Raw genomic sequence first — 18675 nt, forward strand, 5'->3', positions numbered from 1 at the left:
TGCGACTACTTCCCGTTGCGGCCCTTGGGGCCCTCTGTGTTGTCGTACTTCTCGTACGCGTCGACGATACGGCCGACGAGCTTGTGCCGGACGACATCCTGGGAGGTGAGCCGGGAGAAGTGCACGTCGTCCACGTCCTGGAGGATCTCCTGGACCTGGCGCAGACCGCTCTTGGTGCCGGTCGGAAGGTCCACCTGGGTGACGTCACCGGTGACGACGATCTTCGAGTCGAAGCCGAGGCGGGTGAGGAACATCTTCATCTGCTCGGCGCTGGTGTTCTGCGCCTCGTCCAGAATGATGAAGGCGTCATTCAGGGTCCTGCCGCGCATGTAGGCCAGCGGCGCGACCTCGATCGTGCCCGCGGCCATCAGCCGGGGGATCGAGTCGGGGTCGAGCATGTCGTGCAGGGCGTCGTAGAGCGGGCGCAGATACGGGTCGATCTTGTCGAAGAGCGTGCCGGGCAGAAAGCCGAGCCGCTCCCCCGCCTCGACGGCGGGCCTGGTGAGGATGATCCGGCTGACCTGCTTGGACTGCAGGGCCTGAACCGCCTTGGCCATGGCGAGATAGGTCTTGCCGGTGCCCGCGGGGCCGATGCCGAAGACGATGGTGTGCTTGTCGATCGCGTCGACGTAACGCTTCTGGTTGAGCGTCTTGGGGCGGATGGTGCGGCCCCGGCTGGAGAGGATGTTCTGGGTGAGCACCTCCGCGGGGGTCTCCTCGCCGTCCCCGGTGCCGTTCCCGCTCGCCCTGAGCATGGCGATCGAGCGTTCCACAGCATCCTCCGTCATCGGCAGCCCGGTGCGGAGCACCAGCACCATCTCGTCGAACAGGCGCTGGATGAGGGCGACGTCCGCCGCGCTTCCAGTCGCGCTTATCTCATTGCCCCGGACATGGATGTCGACGGCCGGGAACGCCGTTTCGATGACGCGCAACAGCGAGTCGCCCGACCCCAGGAGCATCACCATGGGGTGTGCGGCCGGGATGCTGATCTGGGCGCGCGCCTGCGGCTGTGTCGGTGACTGAGTCATGGGCCGGCCCTCGGGCCTGCGCATACCTCCCGTTGCAGGGCGGTCGCGGCTCGACCGCCTCTGGAGTACCAGCGTACGACTCCCCGCCGACAACACCGAGAGGTTTTACCCGGTGATCATCAGGGCTTCACCGGCGGAAGCCGATGGTCGGGACGGCGCGGCGCAGGGGCCACGCCCTGCTGGAGGCGGGCAGCAGCTCGTCCAGGAAGGCGTAGCGCTCCAGCGCCGCCGGGTCCTGGCCGTCACAGGTGCGTACCTGCTGCCACCAGCCGGCGATCTCCGCCCATCCGGGTGCGGACAGTGATCCACCGAACTCCTGCACGGACAGCGCGGCCGTCAGTCCCGCGAAGGCGAGGCGGTCGGCGAGCGGCCAGCCGGCCAGTGTTCCGGTGACGAAACCGGCCACGAAGACGTCGCCCGCGCCGGTGGGATCGAGGGCCTCCACCGCGATGGCGGGCACCTCGGCGGCCGTGCCGCTCTGCCGGTCCACCGCGTAGGCGCCCTCCGCACCCAGGGTGACCACGGCCAGGGGGACCCGCTCGGCCAGGGCGTGGGCGGCGGCGCGCGGGCAGTCCGTACGCGTGTAGCGCATGGCCTCCTCGGCGTTCGGGAGGAAGGCCAGGCAGTGCCCGAGGTCGGGCAGGGCGTCCAGGTCCCAGCGGCCGGTCTCGTCCCAGCCGACGTCGGCGAAGACCATCGCTCCGTTCCGGGCGGCCCCGGCCACCCAGGGCTCGCTGCGGCCGGGGGTCAGCGAGGCGACGGCGGCACGGGCGCGGGGCGGGCAGTGCGGGAACGTACGGCCGGGGGTCACGGCGGGGGCCGGTGCCTCGTGACCGTGCGAGACCATCGTGCGCTCGCCCTCGTACGCCATGGAGACGGTGACGGGCGAGTGCCAGCCGGGGACCGTGTGCGACATGGCCAGGTCGATGCCCTCGCCCTGCTCGAGGGCGTCCCAGCAGTACTCGCCGTAGTGGTCGTCGCCGAACGCGGCGGCCAGTGAGGTGTGCAGGCCGAGCCGGGCGAGGGCGGTGGCCATGTTGGCGACGCCTCCTGGGCTGGAACCCATGCCCCGTGCCCAGGACTCCGTCCCGCGCACCGGAGCGCTGTCCAGGCCGGTGAAGATGATGTCGAGGAAGACCGTGCCGGTCAGGAAGACATCGCAGGCCGGGTCCTGCGGGGCTCGCAGCCCGACCAGCGGGTCGATGCCTGGATCAGCTGTGCTCACCGTGCGCTCCCCGGCCTCGGCAGATCTGAACAGTGCGGGATGCGGCCAGTGTGCCGGATCGGCCGCCGCATCCGCAGGGTCCGCGCCGTACCGCGCAGACTCACTCCCACCTGCATAAACATGCGCAGCTACCCGGCCCTGTCACGCATAAACCTGACTGTGACCCAGATCACATCGAGCCGACTTTCCGTCGCCTGGGCACGCTTGATACAAATTGCCCCGCGAGCACCGTTCGGGACCGTTGACGAGAGTGCCGCTTCTCTCGCGTTCTCCCGCTCCACCCTCCCCTGCCCTGCCTCGCACCACCCTCCCCTGCTTCACCCCTGCCTTGCCCTCCCCTGCCTTGCCCCGCTCCACCCTCCCCTGCCTTCTTCCGCCTGCTCAGGCATGTCCTCAGGAACGCCCATGTCCTCGCGCCCTCGCGCCGCGTGGCCCCTGGTCGCCGTGTTCACCGCCGGTTACCTCGCCGCCTATCTGCTCCCCACCATCGTCGGCCGCCTCAGCACCTGTCTGGGCCTGAGCTCCGCCCAGGCCGGCCTCGTCGGCAGTGCCCTCCTGCTCAGCTCGGCATCGGCCGGCTTCGCGCTGGCGGGGCGCGTCGAGAGAGCCGGGTCGTGCCGCCCGGCGCGCGCCGGACTGCTGCTGGCGATACTCGGTTACGGCTGCGCGGCGCTGACCACCTCCATGCCGCTGGTGATCGCGGGTGTCGTGGTCGGCGGTCTCGGATCGGGCACGGCGACCGCCGTCGCTGCGTCCGGCATCGCGGCGCAGAGCGATCCCCACCGGACCTCCTCGCTCGGGCTGCTCAGCGTCTCGGCCACGGCGGGGGCCCTCTACCTGACCATCCCTCACCTGGGCGGCGGCCACCGGCTGCCGTTCGCCTCCATCGCGCTGGTCGCGCTGCTCGTCTGGCCCGCGACCTCCCGGCTGGGCGGCCCCGCCCAGGCCGGCGGCATGTCGTCGGTGCAGGGAAGGCTGCCGCACCGGCGGTCGGGCCTGGTGCTGGCGGGCGGGATGCTCGTCTGGTCCATGGCGCAGAACGCCCTGTGGGGCGTGAGCAGCCGCATCGGCGCCGTCCAGGTCGGACTCTCCGAGGTGACCATCGGCGCCGTGTTCGCCGCCGCGCTGGGAGCGGGGCTCCTCGGCGTGATGGGCGCGGGCGTGCTGGGAGCCAGGCTCGGGCGGGCGGTGCCGATCGGCCTCGGGACGATGATCATCGCGGGGAGCATCGTGCTCAGCTCGTCGGCCGAGGACCTGGGTTCGTTCGCGACCGGTGAGATCGCGTGGAACACCTTCTACCCGGTGGTCCTGTCGTATCTGATCGGACTGGCCGCGTCGCTGGACGTACGCGGCCGCTGGGCGGTCCTCGCGGGGTCGGCGGCGTCCGTCGGCACGGCCTGCGGGCCCCTCCTCGGCAGCGTGCTCTCCGAGCAGGCGGGCTACGCGGTCATGGGCCTGATCCTGGGGGCCGCCACGCTCCTGGTCGCGGCCCCCGTCACCGCGGTGGCGCTGCACACCGGAGGCCGGCCCCTGGTTCCCGGCTCCGTCCGGCGCAGGGGCGGCGCCCCGGCCGCGCTCCTGGCAGCCACGACCAACAGCCTCTCCGGCGCGGTGCCCAGACTGGGCGCGCCGGAGCAGGAGGTCGCGGAGATCAGCGTGCCAGCGCTGCGGCGCAGGCGGCTGGTGCGGAGCGCGATCCGGGCGGCCGGACCGGACGGCGGTTCCGGTCAGTCGAACGTGTAGGCCTCGACCTCGGAGAGATAGCGCGCCCTGCGCTCCTCGTCGTGGTCGAGGAAGGCCGCCTCGAAGGAGTTACGGGCCAGGGTGCGCAGCTGCTCGTGGTCCAGGCCGAGCGCCTCGTGCACGGCGTGGAAGGTGTCCCCGACGTATCCGCCGAAGTAGGCGGGGTCGTCGGAGTTCACCGTGCAGAGCAGGCCGGCGTCCATCATGGACCGCAGCGGGTGCTCCTCCAGGACGTCGATGGCGCGCAGCCGCACGTTGGAGAGCGGGCAGAGGGTCAGCGGGATCCGCTCGGACACCAGCCGGTCCACCAGCTCCCGGTCCTCCATGCAGCGCAGGCCGTGGTCGATCCGCTCGACGCCGAGGACGTCGAGGGCCTCCCGGATGTACTCCGGCGGGCCCTCCTCGCCGGCGTGGGCGACCTTGCGCAGGCCGAGGGCCGTGGCGGCCGCGTACACCTCGCGGAACTTCGCGGGCGGGTGCCCGACCTCCGCCGAGTCCAGGCCCACGGCGCTGATGCGGTGCAGGTACGGCTTCGCGGCTTCCAGGGTCTCCAGCGCGGACTCGGCCGACTTGTCGCGCAGGAAGCACATGATCAGCTGGGTGGAGACGCCGTGCGTCTCCACGCTGCGGTCCAGCGCCCTGCCGAGACCCTCGATCACGGTACCGATCGGGACGCCCCGGTCGGTGTGGGCCTGCGGGTCGAAGAAGATCTCCGCGTGCCGGACGCCCTGGGCGGCGGCGCGGGCGAGGTAGGCGTCGGCCAGTTCGGCGAAGTCGTCCTCGGTGCGCAGCACCGCCATGAGGGCGTAGTAGAGGTCGAGGAAGCTCTGGAGGTCCTCGAAGAGATACGCCTTGCGCAGCTCTTCGGTGTCCGCGTAGGGCAGGTGCACGCCGTTGCGGGCGGCGAGCGCGAAGGCCAGCTCGGGTTCGAGGGTGCCTTCGATGTGGAGGTGGAGTTCGGCCTTGGGGAGGTGCACGGGGTTCTCGTTACGTGTGGCGGGTGGGTACCGGGACCCTGATCAGGTCCTGGGCGATGGTCAGTTCACCTTCGAAGCCGGCTGCCCTGGCCTGGCGCTCGAAGACGTCGGGGTCGGTGTAGCGCTGGGAGAAGTGCGTCAGCACGAGGTGCCGTACGTCCGACTCCTTCGCCACCCGGGCCGCCTGGCCGGCCGTGAGGTGACCGTGGTCGGCGGCGAGCCCGCTGTCCTCGTCGAGGAAAGTCGACTCGATGACCAGCATGTCGCATCCCTCGGCGAGGGCGAACGCGCCGTCACAGAGCCTGGTGTCCATGACGAACGCGAACCGCTGTCCGCGGCGGGGCTCTGAGACTTCCTCCAGCGGGATGCCGCGCAGCACCCCGTCGCGCTGGATCCGTCCGACGTCGGGCCCGCCGATGCCGTGCTCGGCCAGCTTCGCGGGCAGCATGCGCAGCCGGTCGGGCTCGGTGAGGCGGTAGCCGTAGGACTCCACGGGGTGCGAGAGCCGGCGGCTGTCCAGGGTGTACGCGTCGGTGGTGGCGAGGACGCCGTCGGCTGCGACCGGGACCTCGGTCAGCTCGACGGACTCGCGGTAGGCGGTTGCGTACCGCAGCCGGTCGAAGAAGCGCTGGCCGCTCGCCGGGAAGTGGGCGGTGACGGGGTGCGGGACCTGGTCGAGGTTGATCCGCTGGATCACGCCGGCCAGGCCCAGCGAGTGGTCGCCGTGGAAGTGCGTGACGCAGATCCGGTCGATGTCATGAGCGGCGACGCCCGCCCGCAGCATCTGGCGCTGGGTGCCCTCTCCGGGGTCGAAGAGGATGCCCTGACCGTCCCAGCGCAGCAGATAGCCGTTGTGGTTGCGGTGACGGGTCGGCACCTGGCTGGCGGTGCCGAGGATCACGAGTTCTCGTACGGACACGATGTCAGCCGGGGGGCCACTGCATCCCGCGACCGCCCAGGACGTGGGCGTGTGCGTGGAAGACGGTCTGCCCGGCTCCGGCACCGGTGTTGAGCACGATGCGGTAGCCGGTGTCGGTGAGCTTCTCGTCGGCGGCGACCAGCCCCGCCTCGCGCAGCACGTCGGCGGCGGCCTGCGGGTCGGCGGCGGCGAGCGAGGCGGCGTCCGGGTAGTGCGCCTTGGGGATGACCAGGACGTGGGTCGGGGCCTGGGGGTTTATGTCGCGGAAGGCGACGGTCGTCGCGCTCTCACGGACGATGGTGGCCGGGATGTCACCCGTGACGATCTTGCAGAACAGACAGTCGGTCTGCGGCTCTCCCGCCATGGGGTCGCTCCTGAGTCGTGGTGATCGGTTACGGGCAGCCTAGCGGGCGCCGCGCGGTGGAAGACGGCCGACTCGTGGCCCAGGGCGATCGGGGGGCGGTGGCGCGGGTCCGCCCGCGCCACCGCCCGCGCCGTGCTACTGCGCCCCGTCCGCGGAGGGCAGTAGCGGGGCCGTCTTCGCCGGCGTCCGCGTCAGCGACTCCAGGGCGATCCGGATCGCTTCGTCCAGCTGCGGGTCCCGCCCCGCCGCGTGGTCCTGCGGGGCCGTCACGACCTCGACGTCCGGGTCGACGCCGTGGTTCTCGACGCCCCAGCCGTACCCCTCCAGCCAGAAGGCGTACTTCGGCTGGGTGACGAGCGTGCCGTCGACCAGGCGGTAGCGGCTGTCGATGCCCACGACACCGCCCCAGGTGCGCGTGCCCACCACCGGGCCGATGCCGAGTGCCTTGATGGCCGCGTTCACGATGTCGCCGTCCGAGCCGGAGAACTCGTTCGCCACGGCCACGACCGGTCCGCGCGGCGCGTCACCGGGGTAGCTGGAGGGCCGCATGCCGCGTGGCAGGTCCCAGCCGACGATGCGGCGGGCCAGTTTCTCGACGACCAGCTGCGAGGTGTGGCCGCCCCGGTTCTCCCGTACGTCCACCACCAGCCCTTCGCGGGCGACCTCGGTGCGCAGGTCCCGGTGGATCTGCGCCCACCCCGAGCCGACCATGTCGGGGACGTGGAGGTAGCCGAGGCGGCCGGCCGACCGCTCGTGCACGTACGCACGCCGGCCGGCGACCCACGCGTGGTAGCGCAGTGCCTCCTCGTCGGCGACGGGGACGACGACGACATGGCGGGGCTCGCCGCCGTCGACCGGTGAGACGGTCAGCTCGACGGGCTTGCCCGCCGCGCCGGCGAGCAGAGGGGCGGGGCCGGTGAGGGGGTCGACGGGGTGCCCGTCGACCGCCAGGATCACGTCACCGGGGCGCACCGCGACGCCGGGCGCGGCGAGCGGGGACCAGGCCGCGGGGTCGGAGGTCTCCGAGGGCAGGATCCGGTCGACGCGCCAGCGCCCGTCGTCGGCGCGGGAGAGGTCGGCGCCGAGCAGTCCCTGCCGGGCGGAGTCGTCGCCCTGGCCACCGGGCGGCGTCACGTAGGCGTGGGAGGTGCCGAGTTCGCCCTGCACCTCCCAGAGCAGATCCATCAGGTCGTCGTGGGTCGCAACCCGGTCCAGCAGCGGCCGGTAGCGGTCCAGGACGCCGTCCCAGTCGACGCCGCCCATGTCGGGGCGCCAGAAGTTGTCCCGCATGAGGCGGCCGGCCTCGTCGTACATCTGGCGCCATTCGGCGGCCGGGTCGAGGGTGCGGCGGACACGGGAGAGATCGACGGTGACGTGGGTGTCGCCGTCGTCGTCGGACTCCCCCGGCACCCGGCTGTCGGAGGGGACGACCCGCAGAGTGCCGTGGCTGTGCAGGACCAGCCGCTTGCCGTCGCCGCTGACCGCGAACCGGCTGATGCCGGAGGCGAGTTCCTCGCAGCGCAGCTTCTCCAGGTCGTACCGCTCCAGGGTCGGTCCGGGGCTGTGGGCGCCGGGCGTGGCGGCGCCGGCACCGAGCACTCCGTTCACCGGGTGGCGCAGCCACAGCAGCCCGTCCCTTGCGGCCCGGAGCGAGGAGTAGCCGGCGGCCTCGACGGGGAACGGCACGATCCGGTCGGCGAGACCGTCGAGGTCGACGCGGGTGATGGGGAGCGCGGTGGGGTTGTCCTCGCCGTCACCGCCCTTCTCCTTCTCGGCGGGGCGGCCGTGGAGCTGCGGCCCGAACGGGGAGGGCGTGGTGGCGGCGAGCGTCAGCAGGTGCGGCCGGCAGGAACCGGCGAACGCCATGTCGAAGACGTGCGCGTCGTAGATCGGGTCGAAGACCCGCTCGGAGAGGAAGGCCAGGTGCTTCCCGTCGGTCGTGAAGGCGGGGGCGAAGTCCCGGAACCGCAACGGGGTGGCCTCGGTGACCGACAGGTCCGCGAGGTGGGCCAGTCTGAGCTGGCTGAGCGGCTCGGGGCCGGGGTGCGACCAGGCGAGCCAGGCGGAGTCGGGCGAGAAGACGAGTCCGGACGCGTCCCCGTCCTCGCTGCGGTCCACCTCGTGCACCTCGCCGCTCTCCCGTTCGACGATCAGCACCCGCCCGTCGTGGGCGGCGACGGCGAAGCGGCTGCCGTCGGGGGCGGGGGCCAGATCCAGGACCCGGCCGATCCGGCCGGCCGCGAGGCGGCGCGGCGCGGTGCCGGGGGCGGTGCCGGTGGCCGGCGCGCACTCCAGCGCGTCGTCGCCTTCGGCGTCGGTGACCCAGACGACGTGCTGGCCGCCGTCGGCCTGGAAGGTGTGCGGGAGCCTGGCCCGTACACCGGGTTCGGCGGCGAGCGCGCGGGCCGGGCCCTCCCGGTGGGTGACCCAGTGGACGGCGCCGCGGGACCCGACCGCGCTGCCGCGGCCGGTGCGGTCCGGGGACGCGCTGTACGGATGGCTGCCGGCGTCCACGGGGTGAGGCTGCAGGTCGGCGCGCTGTCCGCCGAGCCGGATGTCGAGGCGGCGGGGGCCGTCGCTCTCCAGCCCGTCCAGGAGCCAGAGTTCACCGGCGCCGGCGTAGCTGATCCGGGTGCCGTCGGTCGTGGCGTGCCGGGCGTAGAAGCCGTCGACGCCGCTGTGGCGGCGCAGGTCCGTGCCGTCGGGCAGGGAGGAGTACAGCGCGCCGACGCCCTCGTGGTCGCTGAGGAAGGCGATGCGCTCACCGACCCACATCGGGCATTCGAGGTTGCCGTCGAGGTCCGCGTGGACGCGGGAGAACTCCTCGGGGGAGCCGTCCGTGGGCCGGTCGGCCGCGGCGATCCAGAGCTTGCCGGCCGTCCCGCCCCGGTAGCGCTTCCAGGCGGCGGCCTCGCGTCCCATCGTGGCCGAGAGCAGCAGGGGCCGCCCGCCGGGTCCGTACGCGAGCGAGCCGACCGGCCCGTACGGCAGGGTGCGGGCGGGCCCGCCGTCGACCGGGACAGCGCGGGCCCAGCTGCGCCGCAGGGACACCTGGCCCTGGGTGCTGATCGCCAGCACGTCACCGTCGGGGGTCCAGCCGCGTACGGACGTGCGCGCGTCGCCCCAGTGGGTCAGCCGCCTGGAGGGGCCGCCGTCGGCCGGCGCGAGATGCACCTCGGGGGCCCCGTCCCGGGTGGACGTCCAGGCGACGAGGGTGCCGTCGGGAGAGATCCGCGGCTGGCTGACAGGGCGGTTGTCGGCGCTCACACGCCAGGCACGGCCACCGTCGAGCGGCGCCAGCCAGACGTCGTCCTCGGCCGTGAAGGCGATCAAGTCGCCCTGGACATGGGGATACCGGAGGTAGGAAGGCTGCGTCACACGGATCACCCTAGGCCGCGGCACCGCTCCCGGTACCGGAGTTGGCCGGAGTCCGCCGTAGGGCGGGGGGCCCGCGCGCTCACTTCTCGCGGGGGTTCTCGGTGACCACGGCGGTCACCGCCCCCCGGCCATCGCCGCGCGCTGCGGGTGCGGGTGCGTCGGGCCTGCGCGGTGGTACTCGGCTACGACCAGCGCCCGGTGCGTCCCATCAGGAGGGCCGCCGCGGCGGTCCCCGCGGTCGAGGTGCGCAGGACGCTCGGGCCGAGCCGGTAGGCGGGCGCCCCCGCCTCGGCGAAGGCAGCCAGCTCCTGGGGCGACACCCCGCCCTCCGGGCCCACGACCAGGACGATCGAGCCGCCGGCGGGCAGTGCGGCGGTGGCCAGCGGCTCGCTGCCGCTGTCCCGGTCCTCGTGCAGTACGCCCGCGAAGTCCGCCCCGGCCAGCAGGGCGGCGACCTGCTTGGTCGTCATGGCCTCCGCCACCTCGGGGAAACGCACCCGGCGCGACTGCTTCCCCGCCTCGCGCGCGGTGCTGCGCCACTTGGCGAGGGACTTGAGGCCGCGGTCGCCCTTCCACTGCGTGATGCAGCGCGCGGCCTGCCAGGGCACGATCGCGTCGACACCCGTCTCGGTCATCGTCTCCACGGCGAGCTCGCCGCGGTCGCCCTTGGGCAGCGCCTGGACGACGGTGATGCGGGGCGCGGGCCCGTCCTCCTCGTGGACGCTTGTGAGGCCGGTCACCACGAGCCGGTCCTTGCCCTCGGCCGCCCGTACGACGCCTTCCGCCCACCGGCCCCGCCCGTCGGTCAGGACGACGTCCTCCCCCGGGTTCAGCCGCTTCACGGACACGGCGTGCCGCCCTTCAGGGCCGTCCAGGACGAACTCCGGCCCGGCGGGCAGCTGTTCGACGACGAAGACAGGTGCCGTCACCGGGCACTCCTCACACTCACGGCCGCACGCGCGGCTTCCGTTTCGGCGGCGAGCAGGCCCACGAGCTCCCCGGCGGGCAGCTCGCGTGCCATCCGGTGTCCCTGGCCCGCCCACAGGGCCATGCCCTGGGCGTCCCCGGTCCTCGCCGCGGCCTTGCGCAGTCCGCCGGTCAGCTGGTGCACCTGCGGGTAGGCGGCGGGGGCGTACGGCCCGTGTTCCCGCACGAACCGGTTGACCAGTCCACGCGCGGGGCGGCCGGAGAAGGCCCGGGTCAGGGCCGTGGTCACGAACAGCGGGTTGGTCAGGGCCTGCTTGTGCAGCGGGTGGGCGCCGGACTCCGGGCACGGCAGGAACGCCGTACCGAGCTGGGCGGCGTCGGCTCCGGCCGCCAGGACGGCCGTGATCTGGGAGCCGCGCATCAGCCCGCCGGCGGCGACGACCGGCAGCGGCACGGACTCGCGGACCTCGGCGATCAGAGCGAGGAGCCCGGTGCCGGCGAGTCCGCCCTGCGGGTCGTCGCGGTGCGTGGACTGATGGCCGCCCGCCTCGGTGCCCTGCACGCAGACCGCGCCGGCGCCCGCCCACTTGGCGTTGCGCGCTTCCTGGGCCGAGGTGACCGTGACGACGGTGAACGTGCCGGCGGCGGCGAACGCGTCGAGGACCTCGCGGGTGGGGCAGCCGAAGGTGAAGGAGACCACCGGGACCGGATCCTCCAGCAGGATCGCGATCTTGGCCTCGTAACCGTCGTCGCCGCTGGAGTCCGGGTCGCCGAGCGGGGTCTCGTACCAGGAGGCCTCACCGGCGAGCTGCTCGCGGTAGACCTCGACGGCGCTGGGGTCGGCGACCAGCGGCTGCGGCATGAAGAGGTTGACGCCGAAGGACCCGCCGGTCATCCGCCTGAGCTGCTCGATTTCGTTGTACATCCCGTCCGCCGTCTTGTAGCCGGCGGCGAGGAAACCGAGCCCTCCGGCCTCGGAGACGGCGGCGGCCAGCTCCGGGCGGGAGACGCCTCCCGCCATCGGGGCCTGCACGATCGGGTACCGGCAGAGATCGGTCAGCGCCAAGGACATGCCCGCATCGTGCCACGTCCCGCGGATCGTGCCGAATCAGCCCCTTTCACACGGCGGAGGACCGCCGCACGCACCGCACCGCCCGCCGGTACGGGACCGGCGGGCGGTGCGGTGACAGGGTTCAGCGGCCGTTGAAGGCGTCCTTCAGACGGGAGAAGAGCCCCTGCTGCCCGGGCTGGAACTGGCCGGTGGGCCGCTCCTCACCACGCAGCTTGGACAGCTCCCGCAGGAGGCGCTCCTGCTCGGGGTCCATCTTCGTCGGGGTCAGGACCTCGACGTGCACGATCAGGTCGCCGCGCCCGCCGCCACGCAGGTGCGTGATGCCGCGCCCGTGCAGCGGGACCGACTGGCCGGACTGGGTGCCCGGCCTGATGTCGATCTCCTCCAGCCCGTCGAGCGTCTCCAGCGGCACCTGGGTGCCGAGCGCCGCGGCCGTCATCGGGATGGTGACCGTGCAGTGCAGGTCGTCGCCGCGCCGCTGGAACACGGCGTGCGAGACCTCGTGGATCTCGACGTACAGGTCGCCGGCGGGGCCGCCGCCGGGGCCGACCTCGCCCTCACCCGCGAGCTGGATCCGGGTGCCGTTGTCGACACCGGCGGGGATCTTCACGGTGAGGGTGCGCCGCGAGCGGATGCGGCCGTCACCGGCGCACTCGGGGCAGGGGGTCGGCACGACCGTGCCGAAGCCCTGGCACTGCGGGCAGGGCCGCGAGGTCATGACCTGGCCGAGGAAGGACCTCGTGACCTGGGAGACCTCGCCGCGGCCGCGGCACATGTCACAGGTCTGCGCGGAGGTGCCGGGTGCGGCGCCCTCGCCACTGCAGGTCGTACAGACGACCGCCGTGTCGACCTGGATGTCCTTGGTCGTGCCGAAGGCCGCCTCGTTGAGGTCGATCTCCAGACGGATCATGGCGTCCTGGCCGCGACGGGTCCGCGAACGGGGTCCGCGCTGCGCGGCGTTGCCGAAGAACGCGTCCATGATGTCGCTGAAGTTGCCGAAGCCGCCGGCTCCGAACCCTCCCGCGCCACCGCCGCCGCCCGACTGGGACAGCGGGTCGCCACCGAGGTCGTAGACCTGCTTCTTCTGCGGGTCCGACAGCACCTCGTAAGCGGCGTTGATCTCCTTGAACCGCTCCTGGGTCTTCGGATCCGGGTTGACATCCGGGTGCAGCTCGCGTGCGAGCCGACGGAATGCCTTCTTGATCTCGTCCTGAGATGCGTCGCGGCGCACGCCTAGTACGGCGTAGTAGTCCGTGGCCACTTACGAATCCGCCAGGATCTGTCCGACGTAACGTGCCACTGCGCGTACCGCTCCCATCGTTCCGGGGTAGTCCATGCGGGTCGGTCCGACCACGCCGAGTTTGGCGACTGCCTCGTCGCCCGAACCGTAGCCGACCGCGACGACGGACGTGGAGTTGAGGCCCTCGTGGGCGTTCTCGTGCCCGATCCGTACGGTCATGCCTGAGTCCGTTGCCTCACCGAGCAGCTTCAGCAGCACGACCTGCTCCTCCAATGCCTCCAGCACCGGCCGGATCATCACAGGGAAGTCGTGCCCGAAACGGGTGAGATTGGAGGTGCCGCCGATGATCAGCCGCTCCTCCGTTTCTTCGACCAGAGTCTCCAGGAGGACGGAGAGGACCGTCGATACGGTTCCCCGGTCCTCGGTCTCGAAGGACTCCGGCAGGTCCTGCACCAGCCGCGGGACGTCCGCGAAGCGTCGTCCGACGACCCGGCTGTTGAGCCGGGCCCGCAGATCCGCCAGTGAGGTGTCACCGAACGGCGCAGGACAGTCGATCATACGCTGTTCGACCCGGCCCGTGTCCGTGATCAGGACGAGCATCAGGCGGGCCGGAGCCAGCGACAGCAGTTCCACGTGCCGGACCGTCGACCGGGTCAGCGAGGGGTACTGCACGACGGCGACCTGCCTGGTCAGCTGCGCGAGCAGCCGGACCGTGCGGCCCACGACGTCGTCGAGGTCGACCGCGCCGTCGAGGAAATTCTGAATGGCCCTGCGCTCCGGCGACGACAGGGGCTTGACGCCCGCGAGCTTGTCGACGAAGAGACGGTAGCCCTTGTCCGTCGGAATGCGTCCCGCACTCGTGTGCGGCTGGGCGATGAAGCCCTCGTCCTCCAGCACCGCCATGTCGTTGCGGACAGTCGCCGGGGAGACCCCGAGGCTGTGCCGCTCCGTGAGCGCCTTGGAGCCGACGGGCTCCTCGGTGCCGACATAGTCCTGGACGATGGCGCGCAGCACTTCGAGTCTGCGTTCGCTGAGCACCGCGCACACCTCCAGCTGTGGTTCTTCGGCGTCTGCCTGGCACTCTGTGCATTCGAGTGCCAGCAATCCCCCCGGTCAGTGTACGGGGGCGGGGTGGGCCCGGGGCAAGGGCGACCGGCCACGCCGTCGTGGGACCGCGCAGGTCGTTGCCGATAGCGTCGTCGTATGGACGTCTCTTGGGAAGAGTTCGGCTGGGAGCGGTTGGGCAACAGTACGGGGCGGCGGCGCCTCCCCGTCTGGGACGCGACCGCCGCGCTGGTGGCGGGGCCGGACGGTGCGCTGCTCTACGACACCGGCGCGACGCTCCGCGAGGGGGCCGGACTGCGCACCCAGGCCGAGGGCCTGCTGGGCCGCAGGGTGACACATATCGCACTGAGCCATCCGCATTTCGACCATGTGCTGGGCACCGCCGCCTTCTCCGGGGCGGAGGTCTACGGGGCGGTCGGCACGGCGGAGCTGCTGGGGCGGGGCGCCGATGAGCTGCGCGCCGACGCGATGCGGCACGGGATGAGCGAGGCGGACGCCACGGCGGCCACGGACGCCCTGGTGGCCCCGCGGCACCAGGTGAGCGGCGAGTGGACGCTCGATCTCGGCGGCGGCTTCCAGGTGCTGCTGGCCAATGTGGGGCCCGGCCACAGCGGCCATGATCTCGCGGTGCTGGTGCCGGGCTCGCCCGTCGTGGTGCTCTGCGGCGATCTGGTCGAGGAGTCCGGCGAACCGCAGGCGGGCCGGGACGCGGTCCCCTCCCACTGGCCGGCCGCGCTGGACCGGCTGCTGGAGCTGGGCGGCGAGGAAGCGCTGTACGTGCCGGGACACGGGGCGGTGGTGGACGCGGCGTTCGTCCGGGCGCAGCGCGAGCACCTGGCGGTCCGGTTCGGCGTGTCGTGAACGCTGCCCCGATTATCGTGCTGCCATGCGCAGCTACCAGCCGGATCTGACTCCGCCGTGGAAGAAGTCCACCCCCGCCCCCGAGGTCCCCGCCGAGCCCGATCTGGTGGTCGAGGAGGTCGTCTCCGGCTTCTGCGGGGCGGTGATCCGGTGCGAGAGGACGGCCCAGGGGCCGACGGTCACCCTGGAGGACCGCTTCGGCAAGCACCGGGTCTTCCCCATGGAGCCGCGCGGCTTCCTGCTGGACGGCAGGGTGGTCACCCTGGTGCGCCCGTCGGCCGCCGGCCCCGCCCGGCCCACGCGTACGGCCTCCGGTTCGGTGGCGGTGCCCGGGGCCCGGGCGAGGGTCGCCCGGGCGGGCCGGATCTATGTGGAGGGGCGGCACGACGCCGAGCTCGTCGAGCGGGTCTGGGGCGACGACCTGCGCATCGAGGGCGTGGTCGTGGAGTACCTGGAGGGCGTCGACGACCTCCCGGCGATCGTGCGGGAGTTCGCGCCCGGTCCGGACGCCCGGCTCGGTGTCCTGGTCGACCATCTGGTCCCCGGCTCCAAGGAGTCCCGCATCGCCGCCCAGGTCACCGACGCGGACGTGCTGGTGGTGGGGCACCCGTACATCGACGTCTGGGAGGCGGTGAAGCCGTCGTCCGTGGGCATCCCCGGGTGGCCGGCCGTTCCTCGCGGCCAGGACTGGAAGACGGGCGTGTGCCGTGCGCTGGGCTGGCCGGAGAACACGGGCGCGGCCTGGCAGCACATCCTCTCCAAGGTCGGCTCCTACAAGGACCTGGAGCCGCAACTGCTCGGCCGCGTCGAGGAATTGATCGACTTCGTCACCCTTCCTTCCTGATGTCCCGCGACGGTTGAAGAGGATCCGGTACCGATCCCCGTGAACACCTGCGCCGCACACGTACCTTCCGTTATTGAGAGGTGACGGCAGGGCCGGGTACGGCGGAAGGCACGGGGTCGGATGACGCGCGAAGTGTGGCGGGACAGTGCGGACAACGAGGCGGCCTCCGCCGTCTTCCACCTCATGCAGGAGCTGATCGACCAGTACCGGGTCAACCGGCCCGTGATGCCCCTGGTCGTGGCACAGGCGGAGGACGCCGCCGCCGGTACGGAGATCGACGACAGGGTCGAGCGCATCGTCCATCAGGTCCACCGGGCGAACCAGCTGCGCCGGGTCCCGGTGAAGCTGCTCGACGGCCACGGCGCCACCCCGTACGAGGCGGCGCTCTCCATGGTCCGCACCCTCACCGAGCGGCCCTGGGAGACCCGGGGCACCTCGCAGTACAAGCCCTTCACGTTTCCCCGCTCCCGGTTGCTCGCCGCCATCGAGCAGGCCACGGCGACGGTCGTCGCACAGCAGGACGTCAGGTCCCCCCGGGAACGCGACGAGCGGATCCTGGAACAGCTGGGCAGCCTGCGGTGGCGGGCGAGCCGGTCTGGCGGCTCCAACTGGTGGGACTCGCTGCGCGCCTCGGTCCGTCCGGAGACCTTCGTCGGGGCCGTCTTCATCGCGGTGCTCAGCGTGCTGCTGGGGGAGATCGGCTGGGTGCTGACCGCCCTGGTCGCCGCCGCGGCCCTGCTCGGCCTCGCGGTCGTACGGCTGGTGACCACGGCGGCGCCGCCGCTGCTGTGGCTGCGCCGGGCCAGCCGATGGCTCGCGACCACATCCTCACTGGCCGCGTCGAGCACCGCGTACCCGTCCGACGGCTGGTCGTGGGTCTCCCCCAGCGGTTCGTGGCGGGTGATCCGGGCGCGGGCGGCCGCCGTCGCGGAACGGGTGGCCGACGCGGGGGCGGGTGACGAGCACGCGCGCCAGTTCCATCTGGAGCTCCGGGTCCAGGCGCTGCTGGAGGACCTGCTGGACAACTACCGGCCGCACGCCCTGGACTGGCGGCGCGGCAAGCGCACCGTCCCGCCGGTGGTCTTCCTGCCGACGGCCACCCACGACAACGGCGGCATCCTGCTGATCAACGCCGTCAACAACGTGCGGTCGCGTCGCAGCGAGGTGGATCCGCTGCTGCTCCTGGCCTCGCTGCCGGCAGACCGGATCATGCGGCACACCCCGCCGCTGCCGCCGGAGCCTTCCGTGCCCGCCGGCGTCAGGTCGGGGCCGCGCGCCCGGTACGAGAGCTGGGTCGACGACCTGAGTGTCGGCCAGGCCCCGGCGGCGGCCGTGACGCTGGCCTGGGTGCTTCGGCTGCCGCTGTCCACCGGCCAGCTGACCCATGAGTACGCCCACGCCCAGCTCGTCACCCATCGGGTCCGCCGGACCTGGGCCTGGTGGGTGATGTCGCGGACGACCGTCGCCCTCGCGCTGGTGGGCGCGCTGCTGGGGACCTTCCTGTGGAGCGAGCACCTGAAGGAGAAGTACTGCTACGGCCCGCTCGTAGGCGTCAGCACCGACGCGGTCAGGCTGGCCGGCCCTGGAGGTGGCAAGGAGTGCATCGGGGTGGCGACGGTCCCCGAGGTGCGCTTCGCCGAGGGCAACGGCCTCCAGCTGAACGGGGTGGGCAAGGGCGTCACCTTCGAACGGATCGAGGAGGCGATACGGGAGCAGAACGCCTCCATCGGGCCGGGCGAACCCCATGTCACCGTCGTCTACGCGGGCCCGCTCACCGGCACCGACAAGAACCGGGAGGACACCCGCAAGGGTCTGGAGGAGCTGACCGGCGTCTTTCTCCACCAGCGGTTCGTCAACGACACGGCGAATCGTTCCGTCAAGCTCCGGGTCCTGACGGCCAACGGCGGCCAGGACATGCTGCGCCAGACGACCGCGGTCAAGAAGATCATCGAGGTCGCCCGCCGGGACTCCTCCGTGGTCGGCGTGGTGGGCCTCGGCCGCAACACCACGGAGAGCGCCGATGCCACCGGGCTCCTCCAGCGCGCGGGACTCCCCGTGGTGGACAGCACGAACTCCGGCAGCGACCTGGCCCGCGAGTACCCGAACTACTTCGGCACGTCCGCGACCGACGAGGAGCAGGCGGACGCGCTCGGACTGATCGCGGGGCGGCTGGCGGACCGGCTGACCGATCCGCAGGCCGTCGTCCTGTCCAGGAAGGTGGGCAACGAGGACAAGGACCGCTACACCACCGAGCAGCGCAGGGTCGGTCTGGAGATGCTGAAGGAGTCCGGCTTCGCCGTGGCCGCCGACACCCAGTACTCCCTGTCCAAGGACGGCGGCTCCGCGAACCTCGACGCGCCACTGCACGCGATCTGCGGGGCGGAACGCGTGCCCGACGCCCTGTACTTCGCCGGCCGGGTCGAGGACGTCAACACGCTGATGTCCGGCCTCGGACAGACCGCGGGCTGCTCGGACAAGAAGATCACGGTCTTCACCGGCGACGACCTGACCAAGGCGCGTTTCGACGACTCGACGAAGCTCGCGGACAAGGTCACGCTCTACTACGGCGCGCTCGCGCCCATGAGCCAGGGCGGCGGCCGGGCGTTCTACGAGGACTCCCGCAAGGCCCTGGAAGCGCTGCTCCCCGAGGGGCAGCAGCTCGCGGCGCTGCCGAAGGTGCGCCCGTACGAGGACATGATGTTCGCCAGCGGGCAGACCGTGATCTCCTACCAGGCCACGGCCGCCCTCTACGCTGCCGCGACCCGCAGCGACAAGCCCCAGAGCGCGGCGGAGACCTGGGCGACGCTCTACTCGGTGGCCCTGCACGACATGCCGACCGGGACCATCACCTTCCGGGGGACGATCCCGTACGCCGACCAGAAGGTCCACGGCCTGAACGTCGTCGAGGTGACCCGCCCGGGGCCGGACGCGCAGAGCCGCGTCGTGTGCGGCCGGGCCGCGGGTGACCGGACACCGCTCACCCGCGCGGACTGTCCGGTGGAGTAGGCCCCCGTACGAGAGGGCCGGCGAGT

14 protein-coding genes are annotated in these 18675 nt (G+C 72.3%); 4 read left to right on the forward strand and 10 right to left on the reverse strand.

The genetic code is table 11. From position 1 onward, the window contains the following. Positions 1-5: 5 nt before the first annotated feature. Together AB0P41_RS02235 and AB0P41_RS02240 are read right to left on the reverse strand one after the other, a co-directional pair. Positions 6-1028 carry a PhoH family protein gene (locus AB0P41_RS02235; protein ID WP_356707673.1) on the reverse strand — a complete coding sequence of 341 codons (1023 nt, stop codon included), beginning with the start codon at positions 1026-1028 and terminating at the stop codon, positions 6-8. A gap of 127 nt (positions 1029-1155) precedes the next feature. Then, positions 1156-2253 carry a PfkB family carbohydrate kinase gene (locus AB0P41_RS02240; RefSeq protein ID WP_356707674.1) on the reverse strand — a complete coding sequence of 366 codons (1098 nt, stop codon included), beginning with the start codon at positions 2251-2253 and terminating at the stop codon, positions 1156-1158. 405 nt (positions 2254-2658) lie between these two features. On the opposite strand from AB0P41_RS02240, the gene AB0P41_RS02245 reads away from it, so the two are divergent. After that, entirely contained in the window at positions 2659-3996 is a 1338-nt protein-coding gene (locus AB0P41_RS02245; RefSeq protein ID WP_356707675.1) for an MFS transporter, read from the forward strand. On the opposite strand, the gene AB0P41_RS02250 is transcribed toward AB0P41_RS02245, so the two are convergent. From AB0P41_RS02250 to hrcA, 8 genes are all read right to left on the reverse strand, one after another. Continuing rightward, entirely contained in the window at positions 3981-4973 is a 993-nt protein-coding gene (locus AB0P41_RS02250) for an adenosine deaminase (protein ID WP_365929527.1), read from the reverse strand. The two genes, AB0P41_RS02245 and AB0P41_RS02250, sit on opposite strands and share 16 nt — an antisense overlap. 10 nt (positions 4974-4983) lie before the next feature. Beyond that, positions 4984-5892, reverse strand: a complete 909-nt coding sequence (locus AB0P41_RS02255) for a ribonuclease Z (RefSeq protein ID WP_365929529.1) — start codon at positions 5890-5892, stop codon at positions 4984-4986. Positions 5893-5896: 4 nt separating this feature from the next. Next, the gene (locus tag AB0P41_RS02260) at positions 5897-6256 is read right to left on the reverse strand and encodes a histidine triad nucleotide-binding protein (protein WP_356707678.1); all 360 of its coding nucleotides are present in this window, start codon (positions 6254-6256) and stop codon (positions 5897-5899) included. Between the two features lie 135 nt (positions 6257-6391). After that, the gene (locus AB0P41_RS02265) at positions 6392-9634 is read right to left on the reverse strand and encodes a S41 family peptidase (RefSeq protein WP_356707679.1); all 3243 of its coding nucleotides are present in this window, start codon (positions 9632-9634) and stop codon (positions 6392-6394) included. A gap of 182 nt (positions 9635-9816) precedes the next feature. After that, positions 9817-10563, reverse strand: a complete 747-nt coding sequence (locus AB0P41_RS02270) for a 16S rRNA (uracil(1498)-N(3))-methyltransferase (RefSeq protein ID WP_365929531.1) — start codon at positions 10561-10563, stop codon at positions 9817-9819. Continuing rightward, positions 10560-11633 (reverse strand): nitronate monooxygenase, encoded by a 1074-nt coding sequence (locus AB0P41_RS02275; RefSeq protein WP_356707681.1) that lies wholly within the window; start codon positions 11631-11633, stop codon positions 10560-10562. The genes AB0P41_RS02270 and AB0P41_RS02275 overlap by 4 nt, the downstream gene beginning before the upstream one ends. 121 nt (positions 11634-11754) lie before the next feature. After that, positions 11755-12894: a molecular chaperone DnaJ gene (gene dnaJ / locus AB0P41_RS02280; RefSeq protein WP_356707682.1), complete on the reverse strand. Its 1140-nt coding sequence runs from the start codon at positions 12892-12894 to the stop codon at positions 11755-11757. Continuing rightward, positions 12895-13911, reverse strand: coding sequence for a heat-inducible transcriptional repressor HrcA (gene hrcA / locus AB0P41_RS02285; RefSeq protein WP_104785565.1), 1017 nt, complete (start codon positions 13909-13911; stop codon positions 12895-12897). A gap of 165 nt (positions 13912-14076) precedes the next feature. Here hrcA and AB0P41_RS02290 point away from each other — a divergent pair, with 165 nt between their 5' ends. The 3 genes from AB0P41_RS02290 to AB0P41_RS02300 all read left to right on the forward strand — a co-directional run bounded on the left by AB0P41_RS02290 (position 14077) and on the right by AB0P41_RS02300 (position 18649). Then, positions 14077-14799 carry an MBL fold metallo-hydrolase gene (locus AB0P41_RS02290; RefSeq protein WP_365929533.1) on the forward strand — a complete coding sequence of 241 codons (723 nt, stop codon included), beginning with the start codon at positions 14077-14079 and terminating at the stop codon, positions 14797-14799. A 25-nt stretch (positions 14800-14824) separates the two neighbouring features. Then, positions 14825-15643 (forward strand): DUF3097 domain-containing protein, encoded by an 819-nt coding sequence (locus AB0P41_RS02295; protein WP_365929535.1) that lies wholly within the window; start codon positions 14825-14827, stop codon positions 15641-15643. A 120-nt stretch (positions 15644-15763) separates the two neighbouring features. After that, positions 15764-18649, forward strand: coding sequence for a hypothetical protein (locus tag AB0P41_RS02300; RefSeq protein ID WP_365929536.1), 2886 nt, complete (start codon positions 15764-15766; stop codon positions 18647-18649). Positions 18650-18675 lie beyond the last annotated feature (26 nt).

Origin of the sequence: Streptomyces sp. NPDC079167, from assembly GCF_040686735.1 — a bacterium.
Taxonomy (GTDB): domain Bacteria; phylum Actinomycetota; class Actinomycetes; order Streptomycetales; family Streptomycetaceae; genus Streptomyces.